This window comes from Brevibacillus laterosporus, assembly GCA_007833815.1.
Classification (GTDB): Bacteria; Bacillota; Bacilli; order Brevibacillales; family Brevibacillaceae; genus Brevibacillus_B; species Brevibacillus_B laterosporus_D.
On the sequence record CP033464.1, the window covers coordinates 3,042,041 to 3,057,644 of the forward strand.

A 15,604-nucleotide genomic window follows, 5' to 3' on the forward strand; every position below is an offset into this window, starting at 1 on the left:
GAATCCTTACCGATATTAGGGGTAGTGCTCTATTTTAAGCAAATGTATCGTTGTAAATGCAGGAAGAAGAAAGAGAGGGGAAAGAGTTGTTTTCCAACATGAAAATATCCACAAGGAATCTATTGTTTACAGTTCTTAATACAGTGTTGATAGGAGCTGTATTAATCTTTGCAAGCTTCTTTATTCAAGGACGTGTCCTCATAGATATGCTAGAAAAAGATACACGTGCCTTGTTACTGTCACAAGCTGCACATGTTTTGCCAGGAGACGTAGATGAGGCAATTAGAAATCTTGATCAGAATGCTTCCATTCAGAAAAAACTTACAGAGAAACTTGATGAGATTAGTAAGGAGCATTCGCAGGTTAAACAAGCATACGTGTTTGGAGTGGAATTAAAAGAGGGAAACCAGACTTCTATTATTGCTCAACCAACTGCCATCCACGAGTTTATGAAGTCTGAAGGTATCAAAATGGGAGATATGCTGCCTCAACCAGACGTCATTGTTACCGGTATCCAGCATCTTATCACTACGAAACAAGATACACTAACCTCCATTTATGATGATGATTTAGGTACATGGGTTTCGGCGCTTCACCCAATCATGGATAACAGTGGCAAAGTTGTCGCTTATTTTGGAATAGATGTAGATGCTAGTATAGTTACACGCGGTCAAGACGCTTTGCTATTGTACTCTAGCATATTGTTGCTCATTCTGTTAGTCATTAATTTATTCTTCCAATATTGGATTGTGAACTATACATTTAAGCCAATTCAAGAGCTTATCCGTGGTATTAATGAAATGAGCAAAGGAAATTTAGATATCCGTTTGCAAGAAGGAAAAGACGAACTCGGACAGGTTAATAACAAATTTAATGTAATGGCAGAAAATATGCGTACGATTATGATGACGATTCGCGAATCTTCTCACCGGTTAGTAAAAAATTCACAACAACTACATACGATTATGGAAGTTAATAACCAGCATGCTACAACTATAACGGATAATATTCAAGAAATGTTCCAGCAAACTAACCTGCAAAACATGGCTACGACTGAATGTGCGAAATCGTTGGACGAGATGGTCATCAGTGTTGACAGCATCGCAAATAACTCGACAGAAGTACACTATACATCCCTTACCATGAAAGACCAGGCTGAGTCTGGCCAGTTCTCTGTCACCAAGGTAGCAGATCAAATGCGGTTAATTCACGATTCTGTGCAAGAATCGGAAAATATTATTAATGTGTTGCAATCGCAATCTGGCAAAATTGGTGAGATTGTCAAAATGATTTCAGAAATTGCTAATCAAACGAATCTACTTGCCTTAAATGCCGCTATCGAAGCGCAACGAGCAGGTGAGCACGGTCGAGGATTCTCTGTTGTTGCTGATGAAGTACGTAAGCTAGCAGAACAATCAAAGCATTCTGCAGAAGAAATTAGTCAGTTAATCGGAAATATACAGGAACGAACAAATACCGCAGTGATATCCATTCGCAAAGGTTCGGATCACGTCCAAGATGGTGTGAAAATCGTACAAGAAACAGGTGACATATTCCGTCATATGGTTCAGGCAAGTACAGAGGTATCCGACCGTATGCAAGAAGTCTCTGCTTCGACGCAACAAATGGCAGCCGAAACAGAGGAAGTCACCTCCGTAGTGAAACAGGTATCGGAAAATGCAATGAAAAATACTAATACGGCAGAAAACATTCAGGCCAAATCAGATAATCAGTTAGCTTCCTATCAGGAAATTTTAGTTTCTGTAGACGATTTGAGTAAAATTGCACAGGAATTGGAACAGGCGCTTTCCCAACTGAGATTAGAAGAACACAAGTAGACAACATCTTAGGGAATGTTTGGTTTGGTAAACAGCAGAATTCCAATAGTGAGCCAAGGAGAGGAGAGATCAGATTGGTCTCTCTTCTTTTTTCACCTTTTAGCATACATACAAATCATTTAGGAGGCAGGAGTTATCATGCAGAATACAACAAGATTTGAACCAATAGCGTTCCCACTAGACAATAATCGCTCCAGTCAACGTACAAGTACTGTGACAACCAGGAGCTCGTATGAATTGACGCCTTTTATGACAAAGTTATGGGAAAAGGGACAAGGGCTTCATTTATTGGCTCTGTACATGATGTGGTTGCATCGAGTCAGCGGAACAGAACAAATCACAGTGGGTACCCTCGTGCAAGAAAAATGGGTGCCTATAGCCGTAACAGTGCAAAAAGAAATGAGCTTTGTTCACTTACTAGACCTAGTTGAACAAGCGTGGACAACCATAAGCGAACTAGTTGACGAATCGTACGAATCGTACTTCTTAGAACAATTCCCAAGCACTTTTAGTGTACAGCAATCGGTCTTTGCTATCCCGTCACAACCAGCCGCTCCCTTGCATGTTGAAATAATGGTGAACGAAACAGAAACCAGGTGGCACATGTGTTATGATTCCAACAGCTTTAATGGGCAGACCATTGATCGATTTATGGAACAAATAGAACATTTAGCCGAACAAGCTGTGTTGCAACCGAATTCTCCATTTTCTGCTTATCCGATGCTGTCCCGCATGGAAGAGCAACTTTATCAGTCCATTAATCAGACATACCTACCATTCCCAGCGAACAAAACCATCGTGGATATCTTTCAAGAGATAGTAGAAGAGTTTGGAGAGCGAGTTGCATTACAAACAGATGTAGCTTCTTATACGTATAACGAACTAGAAGCGGCATCTAATCAGGTTGCTGTGATGTTATTACAATATGGGGTTGAACCAGGGCAGTATGTGTCGTTATTTATGGAGCGCAGTATCGAAGCTACCATAGCTTTACTCGGGATAATCAAAGCTGGAGCTGCGTATGTTCCATTAGACCCACATCATCCACGAGAGCGAAATGCCCATATCATCAAAGAGACGAATTCTCATGTTGTTCTTTCCAGTTCTGCCTATCGGGAATTAGTGTTACAAGCTATTCCCAATGCTCAGGTACTATGGATGGAAGACATTGAACAATATCCCCAAAATGCTGTAAAACCAGCTATCACCCCGTTTCACCCAGCCTATGTCATTTTCACTTCGGGTTCTACAGGAACACCTAAGGGAGTTATCTTGCACCACCAAGGCGTAGTTAACTATAGGCTGGCTATGAGAAAAATGATGAATGTGACAGAGCAGGATGTCTTTACCCAATTCATCACATTTAGTTTTGATGCGTCTATTCACGAGGTGTTTGGTGGTTTGCTAAATGGGGTTACGCTACACTTTCTAACTGGGGAAGAGAGAATGGATACGATTGCTTTTGCGAAAGCGGTCAAACGAGTAGGTATCACATGCATTCCAGGCATTCCCGCTGCTTTCTTTAATCAATTGGTCAAAACGTTGCCGAGTATGGAAACAGCTTGCTTTGCTAAAGTAAAAAGTATTGGAGTTGGCGGAGAACTATTAACTGGTGAGGTGGCACGTTCATTCCAAGCGAAATTTTCGACGGATACCATCCTTTATAATTTGTATGGACCTACTGAGTGCACGGTAACAGCTACATTTCACGCTGTGACAGAACCAGTTAAGAATGATACGATCAGCGTTCCAATTGGTAAACCACTAGCTAATTATGAGCTTTATCTAGTTAATGAAGCCAATCAGCTATGCCCCATCGGTGTGCCCGGTGAAATTTTAATCAGCACCGTAGGAATCTCGCAAGGCTATCTGCATATGCCTGAAAAAACGAAAGAAGCTTTTATTCCGGACCCGTTTACAAAAGGATCAGGAAAAACCTTTTACAAAACAGGTGACATGGCCCGCATGTTAGAAGATGGAAGCGTCGAGTATTTAGAGCGTAAAGATTTTCAAGTCAAAATTCGCGGACATCGGATTGAAATTGGGGAGATTGAAGAACGTTTATCTACGTATCCTGACATACAAAACGTAACGGTTATTGTGAAAAAAGATCGTGATAACCAGAATAGACTGGTTGCTTTTTACACAACGGGAACGAACCAGGAGATTGACCCGTCGCTTTTACAAGATTTTAGTTCACAAAAGCTGCCACCTTACATGATTCCAGCACAATTTGGTTATATAACAACGATGCCAATAACACCAACGGGTAAAATTGACCGTAAATTTCTAGCAAACATTGAACTGATACCTATGACGAAGAATCGAATCTATATTGCACCGAAAACAGAGATAGAACAAGAGATTGCAAGGGTGTGGCAAACAGGGCTCGGGGTTGACCAAGTGAGTTTGAGTGACAACTTCTTTGAAATTGGTGGTCACTCTCTTAAAATTTTAGAGCTGTTAGTTGAGCTAAAACCGAAACACCCTATGCTAAAAATTAATGACTTCTTTACGTACCCAACTGTACAATCATTAGCGCAACGCATTGAAGAGTTACAACTAGACCAACATAAGAAAGAACAAGCGAGTACAGCTTCGTCTGCAATGAATCGTCGAATGGAGGAAGTACTAACTGAGTATCCAGAGCGTTTGCGAACCACAAAACAAGTCGTACGACGACCACAACAGACATTCCTGTTAACGGGGGCGACAGGCTATCTTGGTTCACATTTGTTGCATGAACTGTTACAGACAACCTCGGGCACGATTTATTGCTTAGTTCGCGGGGCAGATATTCAGGGATCTCATGAACGCTTACAACAAAATTATTCTTTTTATTTTGGCGATCAGCACAAGCAACAGCTTCGTTCACGTATAAAAGTTGTGTTAGGTGATTTGCAGCAAGTAGGCTTGGGATTATCAAAAGAGGATTGGAGTGAGCTTGCTCAACACGTAGATGCCATCATGCACAGTGGAGCGGATGTGGCTCACTTTGGTGAAGCTCAGCATTTCTATCAGGTAAATGTACGTAGTACGGAGACGTTGCTAGCTCTGGCTCGGGAAAAACAAGGGACTCATCTTCACTTTGTCTCCACAATTGGTATTCCCGAAGAACTATCCAATGCTGGTAAATGGCAAGAATTACGTAACGCAGAACAAATGGACTATTCCATTGTGTTAGAAAATCATTATATCAATAGCAAATGGGAGTCAGAGAAGCTGGTGATGAAGGCGTATGAACAAGAAGGTATACCAGTGACAATCTATCGTCCGGGTAATCTAAGTAGCCATTCTCAAACAGGTAAATTCCAACGTAACATGGGAACAAATGCGATGTATCGAATGTGTCGGGCTATGTTCCTGTTGAAAGTTGCACCACATGCTGACTGGTTAGTGGATTTCACTCCGGTTGATTTTGCAGGAAAAGCGATTGCTACGCTTGCTTTGCAAGAGGAAGCAGTAGGAGGAATTTTCCATATTGTCAATCCTGAACAGATTACGTATGCGGAGTTACTGAAACATTTTCAGTCATTCGGTTATGAATTGAGTCTTGTATCACAACAAGAATATGAACAGTGGTTATTTGATACAACAGCGAAAAACCGTGAAGGAATGGAGCTTGCTATTACCCAGTTAGAGGGAGATGGAGCTCACGACTCTCATGTTCGATTTGCTTGCCCTCAGACGACTACCTTGTTACAGAAGGTTCACATTGCTTGCCCGAAACCAACGAAAGATTATTTCGAGGCGATGGTGAAGTATGCTATAGTAAACGAATATTTCCCTTTGCCAACGTTGGTAGAGACGATTTGTTAAAAATGTTTTGTTCAGTAATCGTCCTCTAATTATCAGCTGGTTTAAGAATAGCTCAAAAAGAATTATAATAAGCTACATGTAATGAAAGTCATCAGAAAAACCAGGTTAAAGGTGGAATAACATGGAAATAATTATTTTAGCAAAATTGATGCTTTCTGCTTTCCTTGGAATTGTAATTGGAATTGAGCGCGAATTAAAACAAAAACCGCTTGGGTTAAAAACCAGCGTGATCATATCGGTTAGCAGTTGCTTACTGACAATTGTTTCGATTGAGTCCGCCCAATTTTATGCTGAAACATCTATTAACAATCGAACAGACCCTATGCGTTTGGCCGCGCAGATTGTTAGTGGAATTGGTTTTCTGGGTGCAGGCGTCATTTTGCGCCGAAATAATGATGTTATTTCTGGCTTAACCACAGCTGCAATTATTTGGTCGAGTGCGGGTATCGGAATTGCAGTTGGATCGGGCTTTTATTATGAAGCAGCGTTAGGTGCTGCCATGATTTTATTCTCTGTGCAGTTGCTCCCTTACTTAGTAAATATGATTGGGTTTCGAAAATTGCAAGGAAAAGAGTTAAAAATCCGCTTGTTTTTAGATGAACACTCACATATGACTGCCATAATTCAGAAATTTAAAGAAGAGGATATGAAAATTAAAAATGTCTGGTTAAAGGATGTTGATAAGCATCGCGTACAGATGGATTTACGCCTTGTCGTTTATGATCACATATATATAACAGACATTTATGAGATGGTTCATAATTTAAATGGAGTGGCACGTGTAGAGATTGACGGCTAGTTGTAGGTGACGTATACTAGCTGATAAGTTTACAAGGATTGTATAAATGAAGGTAAATAAGCATACGCAAAGACGAAGAGGAGTATGCATGCAGAATGCTAAAGAGAGCTGATGGGTGGTGCAAATCAGTGCAGGAAGCTTGCAGAATGGACTTTTGAGCGTTCAGACCGAGAGTGTTAGCGCACAGGTAGGCTCTGGCGGAGTGTCTCACCGATAAAGGAGACATGTATTCGAACAGACATGCATAAAGTACGCTCTTGTTCCGATACATAATGAGCGCGCTGTGTAAACAGCGAATCAAGGTGGCACCACGGGTTTCCCGTCCTTATTTTTAGGATGGGAAACCCTTTTTTTATTTCTGCATCAAATATGTAATCAGTAAAAAGGAGCGTGATGGGAATGGAAGATGGTTGGTGGTGGATTTGTCAACTGATTATTACAAATAAAAAGAGGGAGATCATTGCCTTTCATATTCAACGATCTTTGCTCCTAAAACGAAAGAAGCTGATTATATATGAACAAACAAAAACTAGTATCAGGTATCCGTTCCACAGGTGAGCTGCATGTAGGTAACTACTATGGTGCGATGAAAAATATGGAGAATGTTGTTAACACGTACGATGCCCATTTTTTTATTGCAGATTTGCATACATTGACCACAAATCCTAGTCCAGAGCACATGTCCAAGAATGCTCTAGAGGCTGCCGCTAGTTATTTGGCCGCAGGTCTTAACCCTGAGTACTGCACGTTTTACACACAATCCTCTTTGGCAGCCGAGGTAGCAGAATTATCTTTGTATCTAGGTATGGTCATGCCACTAGGTGAGTTGATGCGGTGTCCTACATTTAAAGAAAAGGCAAAAAAACATCCTGATAATGTTAATTATGGTTTGGTCGGGTACCCTGTGCTGATGACAGCAGATATTCTGTTGCATAAAGGTCAAGTGGTTCCTGTAGGTGAAGATCAATTGGTGCACTTGGAAATGGCAAGGCAAATCGTTCGGCGCTTCAATAAGTTATATGGAGAAGTTTTTTCAAATCCACAACCATTGGCAGAGAATGCTGTGCGAATCCCGGCGCTACACGGTCAGGGTAAAATGAGTAAATCGGACAGCGTAGATACGTATATTAGCTTACTCGATGAAAACGTCCAGATTCAACAGAAAGTAAGGAAGGCATATTCTGATCCAACGCGTGTCTATCTTCAGCAACCGGGTCACCCAAGTGTAGAAGGGTGTAATGTATACCATCTGCATACGTACTTTACGGATGAGCAAGGTCAGCAACAGCTTAGAGAACAGTGTGCATCGGCATCAATTGGGTGTGTGGCTTGCAAACAGCGACTAGCAGAACAGATCGAACAAGTTATCGAACCATTCCGTACTCGCAAACAGCAACTAACAGAGGAACAAATACTTGATATCTTACATCATGGTGCAGTAAAAGCTCGCTTATCCGCACAAAAGGTTCTTCAAGAAGTGCGAGATGCTATGGGAATTCTCATGGTGTAATGTAAAAATGAATCGTCCAAATAAAATGTAGAGTATTGACAATTTGTGGTACATGAAGACAAAATAGAGAGATTGAACCAGACCAATGAATGAAAGGAGTTCGTTATGTCTGATGATCGCGGGAAGGAAAATGAAAAGAACACTCAGGGGGATGAAAATAAAAGAGCAGATGCAAATCGAACAACTGTAGTCCCACTGGATAAAGAAGCAGTAAATGAAATAGCAAAACTTACTCTTACAGGACAGCAGCCTATTGGTGGATTTCTTTACTTTGTTGGTTTTTCGTTAATACTAAATTTTGCTAGTAGCATTTTCAATTTTGTAGCTCTCTTCAACTCACTAGGTGAGGCATGGTTGATTCTTGAAAGATCAGAAATAAGGTATCCAACGATGGTGAAGGGGATTATTTCCTTTGAATTGTTTTACGCCATTCTCTTAATTATATCTGTCTGTTTACTCTTATTTCTTTTTTTTCGCAAGGATAAACGTTTTCCAAGCTATATGATCGGCTACATGATCATTACAATGTTGTTCTCTATGTTAGATATGTACCTAGTGGACGAGTACATCGGTAGCTTTATGCTTTTGGATAAAAGTACACCTTTTGCTTATATTCGTGAAGTCGTAATTAGCATTTTCTGGGTAACCTATTACGTCCGTTCTAAGAGGGTTAAGCTAACATTTGTACATGATCGGCCGCTATTTGCTTCGAAGAGATATGAGACACCACCTTATTCGTAAAACGGCATAAGCTATTCAACCCAAAAACCCCTTTCTGCCCGGCAACAGGCAAAAAGGGGTTTTACGTTCCCAAACATGTAACAGGTCATTTTTTTATTATTTGATCTCCTTCGCCAATTCACCATCACTAGGAACCTTGCCGTTGTACGCTAGGGAAGCTTTTGAGACTTGATTATTGTGAGCAACCTGTTTTTCCTGCTGTTGATGTTTATTAATAGGCCGTTCCGTTACATGTTCAGCATAAACAGGCATTGCCACTGAGTTTTGATTCATTTGCTGTGCAGATTGCGAAATGAGCATAGCCTGTTTATCGTGTAAATCTGCCTGTTGACGATGCAGGAGAGCTTGCTGCTCGTGAGCCTGGGCTTGCGTTAGATGAGCTTGAGCTTGTTGTTTATGCATATTGATTTGCTGATTGTATTGTGAGCTAAGCATGTGCACGATATTGCCTCCTTTCTGCTTGTTCATCATGTGCTATCGTGAAATGGGTTTTGCTTGCGATTCTTTGCTCATGGTGTTGGAAGAGCGTGTTTGTGATGGGTTATTTTTACTACTTTGTTGAGGTTTGACCCCGTTATGCTTGGACATCATGACACTTCCTTTCTTGTAGTTGGTTGAAAATGTCCTTCATAGCTTCCCCATTTCCTCGAAACACATCGCGTGTACTAGTCAAAAAGGGATGAAAAACTTTTACCAATCCACTAGTGATCGTAATGTTCTATAACCCAATCCATAAAGGAAGCAAGGCGGAGATCATTTTCCTTTTCTGCCGGATAGGCAAGCAGGGTAGGTCGAGTTAACGTCCCATTTTTTCCTTGCAATTTTTCTTGTTGGACAAAGCGGGAGGGAAGGATCGAAATTGCTGATAGCGTATTGTCGTAATCATATAACTAGTCTGATAAATAAAGAAGGAAAATGAAAACAGAAAGGGGCTTGCAGGTTTCTCAAATCAAATAATGTAGTTACTTACCTTTATTTGTTCATTTTCAAGGAGGAATTGAAATTAAATTGTGGCAAAAATGAGCAACTATCATCATTTCATTTGATAACGGTCGTGAGTCACTACAATTTCAACTATATAAAACAAAACCGATCATCTGGAAAGTAAACTGGGTATTACAGCAATAGAAGAGAAGCTTAAAAATTTTTATATGAAAAGTGAAATATAGTCAGAAATTTTTCCGTCTATACAGTGACAAGGAGGTGGAACACAATTGGATGACAATGCTGGCGCACGTATCGAACAATGGTTTCTAGCATACAGCAATGATATTTATCGTTTTCTCGTCTATTATACGGGACGAACAGATATAGACGATCTTGTACAAGAGACCTTTATTCGTGCCCTAAAGGCTACCCAGCATACAGAGATTGTAAACCCAAAAACGTGGTTGTTTGCCATTGCTAGAAGTGTAGCCATTGATGAAAAGCGTAAAACAAAACTAATAAACTGGTTGCCAGATATATTCTTGCAGCATCTTGTTTCGCCCGATAAAACACCCGAAGAATCCTTAGAGTTAAGTGAGAATAAACGTTTGCTTTATGACATCATCAATCAGTTGAAACGATCTTATAGGGACGTGTTGATATTGCGCGGTATCAAGGGATTATCAAGTAAGGAGACAGCGGAGGTATTGGGATGGAGCGAAGCCAAAGTAAATCTCACTTTGCATAGGGCAATGAAAGCTGTTCAAAAAAATAGGAATGTTCCTGTTTCGGAGGTGATCAACGATGCCGTCACAAGATGAGCAAATTATATTGGAAGATTTAAATCATTTCCCGGATCAGATCCTTTCTAGGGAGCGGAACCAAGTGATAGTAGAAAATATACGAAAGGAGAGAAGAATGATGCAAAAATTGAAAAGGCGGAAAATATATTTTGGATGGGCGGCAAAAGGGCTTATCACATGTGCAGCGTTATTTGCTTTTATCTGGATGAAGCCATTCTCTTCTCCAGTAGAAAACTCTTCTTCAATAGACACATCAGGAAGTAAGGATGTAATAGAGCAAAAGTATATTACGGCAGCTCAAAAAGAAATAAAAAAAGCGTTTGGCATTAATAAGGATTTTCATTTTGAAAAGTTGGAGAAAGACACAGATTACTCTACTTTAGAGACAAAGGATCGAGAGGCAATTGTGTGGTTTAAAGCTGGAACCACAGATGTTAATGGCGTCTCGGCTACATATAAATTCGATGAGCTGACGAATATGTATCAAAAATATGTAGAGACTGCACGAAATCGGATTAAGGAAACGAATCTACATGATAATTTTCAAACGGTCAGTCTCTATAAAAACAAATCAGGAACAGGCATGTCTTTTTTGTCAGAAGATAACCAGCGCGTGCATGTTGATCTGAATACCAATAAAGTGACCGATTTCTATTTAGATTACAATCTGGGTAATGTGGATAAAAAGTTTGTGTCCATAGCTCAAAAAGCGTTAATGAAACTTTCAAATAAAAATGATTTCTCATTTAATCATGTAGAAAAGTTCTCCCATGAAAAAGAAGATATGTGGAGGTTCTCCAATAAGGAAGATAAGTATCACGACAAATATTCTGTTCAGATTGGAGAGAAAACAGGTCAAGTGTATAGTGTACGTTATGAAACTGATCGTTATAGTATCAAATCAAAAGACGAAGCAATGTCAGTGGGCAAACCGCTCATAAAAAACATAACTGGAATAGACGTTACTGGGTATAAGGTTGATGGTGGTGATCATTGGGGAGGCTATGTATTTCAGAGTCCGGGGAAAACAGCCGTATCTATATTTACTGATAGAGCGATTGATAGATCGGACGGTGGCAATGTTAGCGGTCTCCAAGTCCACGTTCGGTAAATAAGTAAAAGCTACTGACTAACATACATTGTCGGTAGCTTTTTTGTCCTTTAGGCAGCACTATTTTACTAATTCCTTTTGCATTTTTTTAGGAAGCTTATGAAAAACCAATTCATAAGAATGAGTAATCAGCTTCTCCCACAATTCAGTAGGAATATCGGCATCTAAATAAATAGAATTCCAATGACTTTTATTCAAATAGTAGCCAGGAATAATCCCCTCATATGTTTCTCTTAGCTGTTCGGCTCGAGCTGGATCACATTTTAAGGATAGGATAGGTTTTCCGTTAGAATCTCCACCAAGCATTGCAAACATTTTTCCTCCTACCTGATAACGATCTGCTTCCCATTCCACTTTGTAATCATGAACCGCTCCCGGGTGCTTCAGACAATAGGCTTCCAGTGTGAATTTTTCCATGATAAGCTCCTTTCTGCACGCATTTTTTCATTTGTTCAAGCCAGATTGCCAGAAGATAAAAGAAAAATACATCAAGTAGGAAAGTTGCTAATCTATAGATTGATAGGAAAATTTGTGAATTTACTTGTCACAATTGTTGTTATGACTTGTTTCAATATTGGGTACATTATATAATAAGTTTGCCATTGTTTGCTATCCTTGAACAGGTACATTATTTGCAAAGGGGTTGAACTGGGATGCAATGGGTTATGGATGTTACCATGTTTCTGATAACTCTGTTTATTTTGGCTGGAGTTTTTCGTTCATTTAAGGCGAGAAACAAGTTTGCAACAGCGTTTGGTTTGGTTTCATTAGCAGTATTTGTATACGCTGATTTCCTTATTCTTAAATTTGCAACAGTCGCGTAAATGTAAGTGGTTTCATCTCAAGAAGCTTTTGCTCCGGCAAAGCTTCTTTTTTTTGTGAATTTTTGTATGAGCTTTTTGAAGAGGGCCCCAATTATTTTAGACTAGTTCTTTTTCACGCATGATCAGGAAGTGGTTACGTCATACTAGGGATAGGAGGTGGAGTAATAGTGAGATGGAATTTGGGCAAGTCCTACTCCGTTCATATAAAGGGGATACTCATGTCAGATTCGAAAACCAAATGGCTATGTCAACGATTAAAAGCAGGACATATTGCCATGATTAATCATAGAAATCTGGATGTTACAGCGGCGGAAGAACTGATTGCATCTCAAGTAAGAGCCGTTATTAATCTCGCCCCCTTTTTAACAGGAGATTTTTTGACAGAAGGAGCCGCACGCCTTTTACAAGCAAACATAGCACTTTTTGAGATCGATTCTGCAATGAATGTTGCTAGCGATATACAAGAATTTTTAGAAGGAGAACAAGTAGAGATTGTGAATAATTGCTTGTATGCAATTCCTTCTGAAAAACAAAAACAAACCAAGATTGCCTTACGTCCATTTCTAATGCTAGATTACGAAGCTAGAGCTCAGCAAGCTATAAATCATGAGCATAAATATTATAATCAATTTCTAGCTAATACGTTAACCTTTGCCGAACAAGAAAAAAACCTCTTTACGGACGAACTTCCACTTCTCCCTATTCGTTCATCGTTTACTAATCGCTTTGTGGTTTTGGTTAACCGTGGTCCCTCTGCGCAAGACGATCTTCAATCATTGGCCTTTTTTATTAAGAAATGTCGCCCAATTCTACTTGCGGTTGATGGGGGAGCAGATGTCATCCTTCGTTGTGGTTGGACCCCCGATGTTATTCTAGGTGATTTAGACAGCGTTTCGGATCATGCTCTCTTTTCAGGAGCAGATATTATCCTGCATGCCTACCAAGATGGTACGGCGCCAGGGCGAAATCGGCTGGATAGGCTGGGAATTCCTTATTATGAATTGCCTGCACCTGGTACGAGTGAAGATGTTGCTATGCTAGTTGCCTATCAAGGTCAGGCTACTCGAATTATTACAATAGGGAGTCATACCAGTATGCAAGATTTTTTGGAAAAAGGGAGAAAGGGAATGGCTAGTACTTTTATCATTCGTACTCGTATTGGGCATAAACTAATTGACGCAAAAGGAATGCATTACTTGATACAGCAAAAAGAAAAGTTTAGACCTTCTGTGGGTACTGTAATAGCAAGTTCTCTGGGTTTGATCTCTTTGCTTCTATTCATGCATCCAACCATTCGAACTGTAGGACACATGCTCTGGTCGCATGTAAGTAGGGGAATGGTATGAGAGTCAGCGCGATTATTCCTGCCTTCAACGAGCAACATTGGATTGAGGGAACGGTTTCAACCTTGAGAGAATTAACCTTTATTCAAGAGCTCATTGTAGTCGATGACGGGAGCACTGATCAGACTGCCAAAATCGCAAGACCATGGGTTGATCAGCTCATTAGAATGCCTGAGAACGTTGGCAAAGGAGTTGCTTTACAAGCAGGCTGGGAGAGAGCTTCTGGTGATATTGTCTTATTTCTCGATGCTGATTTACAAGGGAGTGCACGTGAGGTGGACAAACTACTCGCACCTGTCGCTAGAAATGAATGTGATATGGCAATTGCTATTTTACCGAAAGCTCCCCATAAGTCCGGATTTGGTTTGGTTAAGAGGCTGGCTGACCAGGGAATTGTACAGATAACCCAGCAGAAGCTACAAGCTCCTTTATCTGGGCAAAGAGCATTAAGACGTGATTTGTTTTCCTGTGTTCGTTTTGTGGATTGTGGATTTGGGATTGAGGTAGCAATGACGATTGATATATTGCGAGCTGGATATCGAATCCAAGAAGTTCCGGTAGAATTTACACATCGTTATACAGCAAACAATATTCAGGGCTTTTTGCATAGGGGAAAAGAGTTCTGGCATGTGTACCGGACCCTTCAGCGCAAACGACGAGAGGAGGGGAATCATGAATAGTAGCACCGTACTGCTATTATCCTGTATTGCTATAATGTTACCCTTGATCTTACACGATGTGTTCTTTCTACGAGGAGTTAAATTACTGGAAAAACACGAGATTGTCAGACTAAATTATCAAGAGGAAATGATACCAACAGGCTGCGGATGGTTTTTATTTTTTTATATTACAAGTACATATGTGTTGCTATCTCTCTTATTTTTTGTGCGGCCTTCTTTAGACATTCCTTGGAAATTTGCCGTATTTTTTCTGTGTGGTTCTTTTGCTATTGCAGCGTTGGGCTGGCAGGACGATTGTACACACGATAAGTATATCAAGGGGTTCCGTGGACACTTGGGAGCGCTGGTTACAGAACGGAGAATGACCAGTGGTTTTTTAAAGGCTTGGGCAGGGGGCAACATTTCTCTAATTATTTGTCTGGGTTTGTATGACACAGTATTTGAAGTTCTGTTCCATACCATTTTGCTTGCACTGTCGATCAACCTGATAAATCTGTTTGATCTACGTCCGGGAAGGGCAAGTAAGGTTTTTTTACTCTTATTTATCCTTGTGCTAGTAGCTACTCCGTTATTTAGCGTGCCGATTTCTTGGGTATTTGTTTATCCCATCATCAGTGCTACACTCCTGTTGTTTTATCATGATGCAAAACGAATGGTGATGCTAGGTGATACAGGCTCCAACTATCTGGGGTTTATTTTAGGGTACACCTTAATTTGCACCACTCCACTAAAAATAAAAATTGTCTTTTTCTTTGTGTTTCTCGTATTGCATGTATTGGCGGAGCGTTATTCATTTACTACGTTTATTAGAGACCGACCACTTTTACACAAATTGGATCTGTTGGGCGGAAAAAAAGCCCCGCCTATAGATAGCGAAGCTTCCTACTCATCCTCTTCGTCAGGATCTCGTTTCATAAAGCGGGGTTGAACGCGATTACGTTTACGGTCATGATGTAAAACAAACCCCCCGATAAACGCTACGGGCACTACAAATAACAAGGCCCCTAAAGTAAATGGACCCCACAAAAATTGATTGATATCGGGATTAAAGTATTGATATAGAGTATCGCGCATCATTTTAAAGCCCCATCCCGCTATGACGGCAGGAATGACCATGATAAGCAATGCGACGATTCTTTGACTAAGCAACCAAGCCACATCCTTTTTGTAAAGGTTTGAATACTTTCTCATCATAAAACATCTGGGGGT

General features: G+C 40.3%; 15 protein-coding genes. 11 read left to right on the forward strand and 4 right to left on the reverse strand.

All coding sequences use genetic code 11. From position 1 onward, the window contains the following. Window positions 1-86: 86 nt before the first annotated feature. From EEL30_15965 to EEL30_15985, 5 genes are all read left to right on the forward strand, one after another. A complete protein-coding gene (locus EEL30_15965) occupies window positions 87-1,838 on the forward strand; it encodes a methyl-accepting chemotaxis protein (protein QDX95789.1) in 1,752 nt (583 codons plus the stop codon). Between the two features lie 138 nt (window positions 1,839-1,976). Next, complete coding sequence (locus EEL30_15970; protein ID QDX93658.1) at window positions 1,977-5,657, forward strand: amino acid adenylation domain-containing protein; 3,681 nt, start codon at window positions 1,977-1,979, stop codon at window positions 5,655-5,657. A gap of 121 nt (window positions 5,658-5,778) precedes the next feature. Next, window positions 5,779-6,456 carry an MgtC/SapB family protein gene (locus EEL30_15975; GenBank protein ID QDX93659.1) on the forward strand — a complete coding sequence of 226 codons (678 nt, stop codon included), beginning with the start codon at window positions 5,779-5,781 and terminating at the stop codon, window positions 6,454-6,456. 514 nt (window positions 6,457-6,970) lie between these two features. Continuing rightward, window positions 6,971-7,966 carry a tryptophan--tRNA ligase gene (gene trpS / locus EEL30_15980; protein QDX93660.1) on the forward strand — a complete coding sequence of 332 codons (996 nt, stop codon included), beginning with the start codon at window positions 6,971-6,973 and terminating at the stop codon, window positions 7,964-7,966. A 105-nt stretch (window positions 7,967-8,071) separates the two neighbouring features. After that, a complete protein-coding gene (locus EEL30_15985; protein QDX93661.1) occupies window positions 8,072-8,707 on the forward strand; it encodes a DUF2569 domain-containing protein in 636 nt (211 codons plus the stop codon). 96 nt (window positions 8,708-8,803) lie between these two features. On the opposite strand, the gene EEL30_15990 is transcribed toward EEL30_15985, so the two are convergent. Then, window positions 8,804-9,148 carry a hypothetical protein gene (locus tag EEL30_15990; protein ID QDX93662.1) on the reverse strand — a complete coding sequence of 115 codons (345 nt, stop codon included), beginning with the start codon at window positions 9,146-9,148 and terminating at the stop codon, window positions 8,804-8,806. Window positions 9,149-9,408: 260 nt separating this feature from the next. Continuing rightward, window positions 9,409-9,567 (reverse strand): transcriptional regulator, encoded by a 159-nt coding sequence (locus EEL30_15995; protein QDX93663.1) that lies wholly within the window; start codon window positions 9,565-9,567, stop codon window positions 9,409-9,411. Between the two features lie 354 nt (window positions 9,568-9,921). Here EEL30_15995 and EEL30_16000 point away from each other — a divergent pair, with 354 nt between their 5' ends. Together EEL30_16000 and EEL30_16005 are read left to right on the forward strand one after the other, a co-directional pair. Next, a complete protein-coding gene (locus EEL30_16000; GenBank protein QDX93664.1) occupies window positions 9,922-10,455 on the forward strand; it encodes an RNA polymerase sigma factor in 534 nt (177 codons plus the stop codon). Then, the gene (locus tag EEL30_16005; GenBank protein QDX93665.1) at window positions 10,439-11,548 is read left to right on the forward strand and encodes a hypothetical protein; all 1,110 of its coding nucleotides are present in this window, start codon (window positions 10,439-10,441) and stop codon (window positions 11,546-11,548) included. Before EEL30_16000 ends, EEL30_16005 begins: the two co-directional genes overlap by 17 nt. A gap of 60 nt (window positions 11,549-11,608) precedes the next feature. On the opposite strand, the gene EEL30_16010 is transcribed toward EEL30_16005, so the two are convergent. After that, window positions 11,609-11,965 (reverse strand): MmcQ/YjbR family DNA-binding protein, encoded by a 357-nt coding sequence (locus tag EEL30_16010; GenBank protein QDX93666.1) that lies wholly within the window; start codon window positions 11,963-11,965, stop codon window positions 11,609-11,611. Between the two features lie 236 nt (window positions 11,966-12,201). On the opposite strand from EEL30_16010, the gene EEL30_16015 reads away from it, so the two are divergent. From EEL30_16015 to EEL30_16030, 4 genes are all read left to right on the forward strand, one after another. After that, window positions 12,202-12,372: a DUF2759 family protein gene (locus EEL30_16015; protein QDX93667.1), complete on the forward strand. Its 171-nt coding sequence runs from the start codon at window positions 12,202-12,204 to the stop codon at window positions 12,370-12,372. 167 nt (window positions 12,373-12,539) lie between these two features. Continuing rightward, the gene (locus EEL30_16020) at window positions 12,540-13,718 is read left to right on the forward strand and encodes a hypothetical protein (GenBank protein QDX93668.1); all 1,179 of its coding nucleotides are present in this window, start codon (window positions 12,540-12,542) and stop codon (window positions 13,716-13,718) included. After that, window positions 13,715-14,395 carry a glycosyltransferase family 2 protein gene (locus EEL30_16025; GenBank protein ID QDX93669.1) on the forward strand — a complete coding sequence of 227 codons (681 nt, stop codon included), beginning with the start codon at window positions 13,715-13,717 and terminating at the stop codon, window positions 14,393-14,395. The genes EEL30_16020 and EEL30_16025 overlap by 4 nt, the downstream gene beginning before the upstream one ends. Beyond that, complete coding sequence (locus EEL30_16030) at window positions 14,388-15,323, forward strand: hypothetical protein (GenBank protein ID QDX93670.1); 936 nt, start codon at window positions 14,388-14,390, stop codon at window positions 15,321-15,323. The genes EEL30_16025 and EEL30_16030 overlap by 8 nt, the downstream gene beginning before the upstream one ends. Here EEL30_16030 and EEL30_16035 read toward each other — a convergent pair. Next, window positions 15,278-15,586: a DUF2627 domain-containing protein gene (locus EEL30_16035; protein QDX93671.1), complete on the reverse strand. Its 309-nt coding sequence runs from the start codon at window positions 15,584-15,586 to the stop codon at window positions 15,278-15,280. The two genes, EEL30_16030 and EEL30_16035, sit on opposite strands and share 46 nt — an antisense overlap. Between the last annotated feature and the right edge of the window lie 18 nt (window positions 15,587-15,604).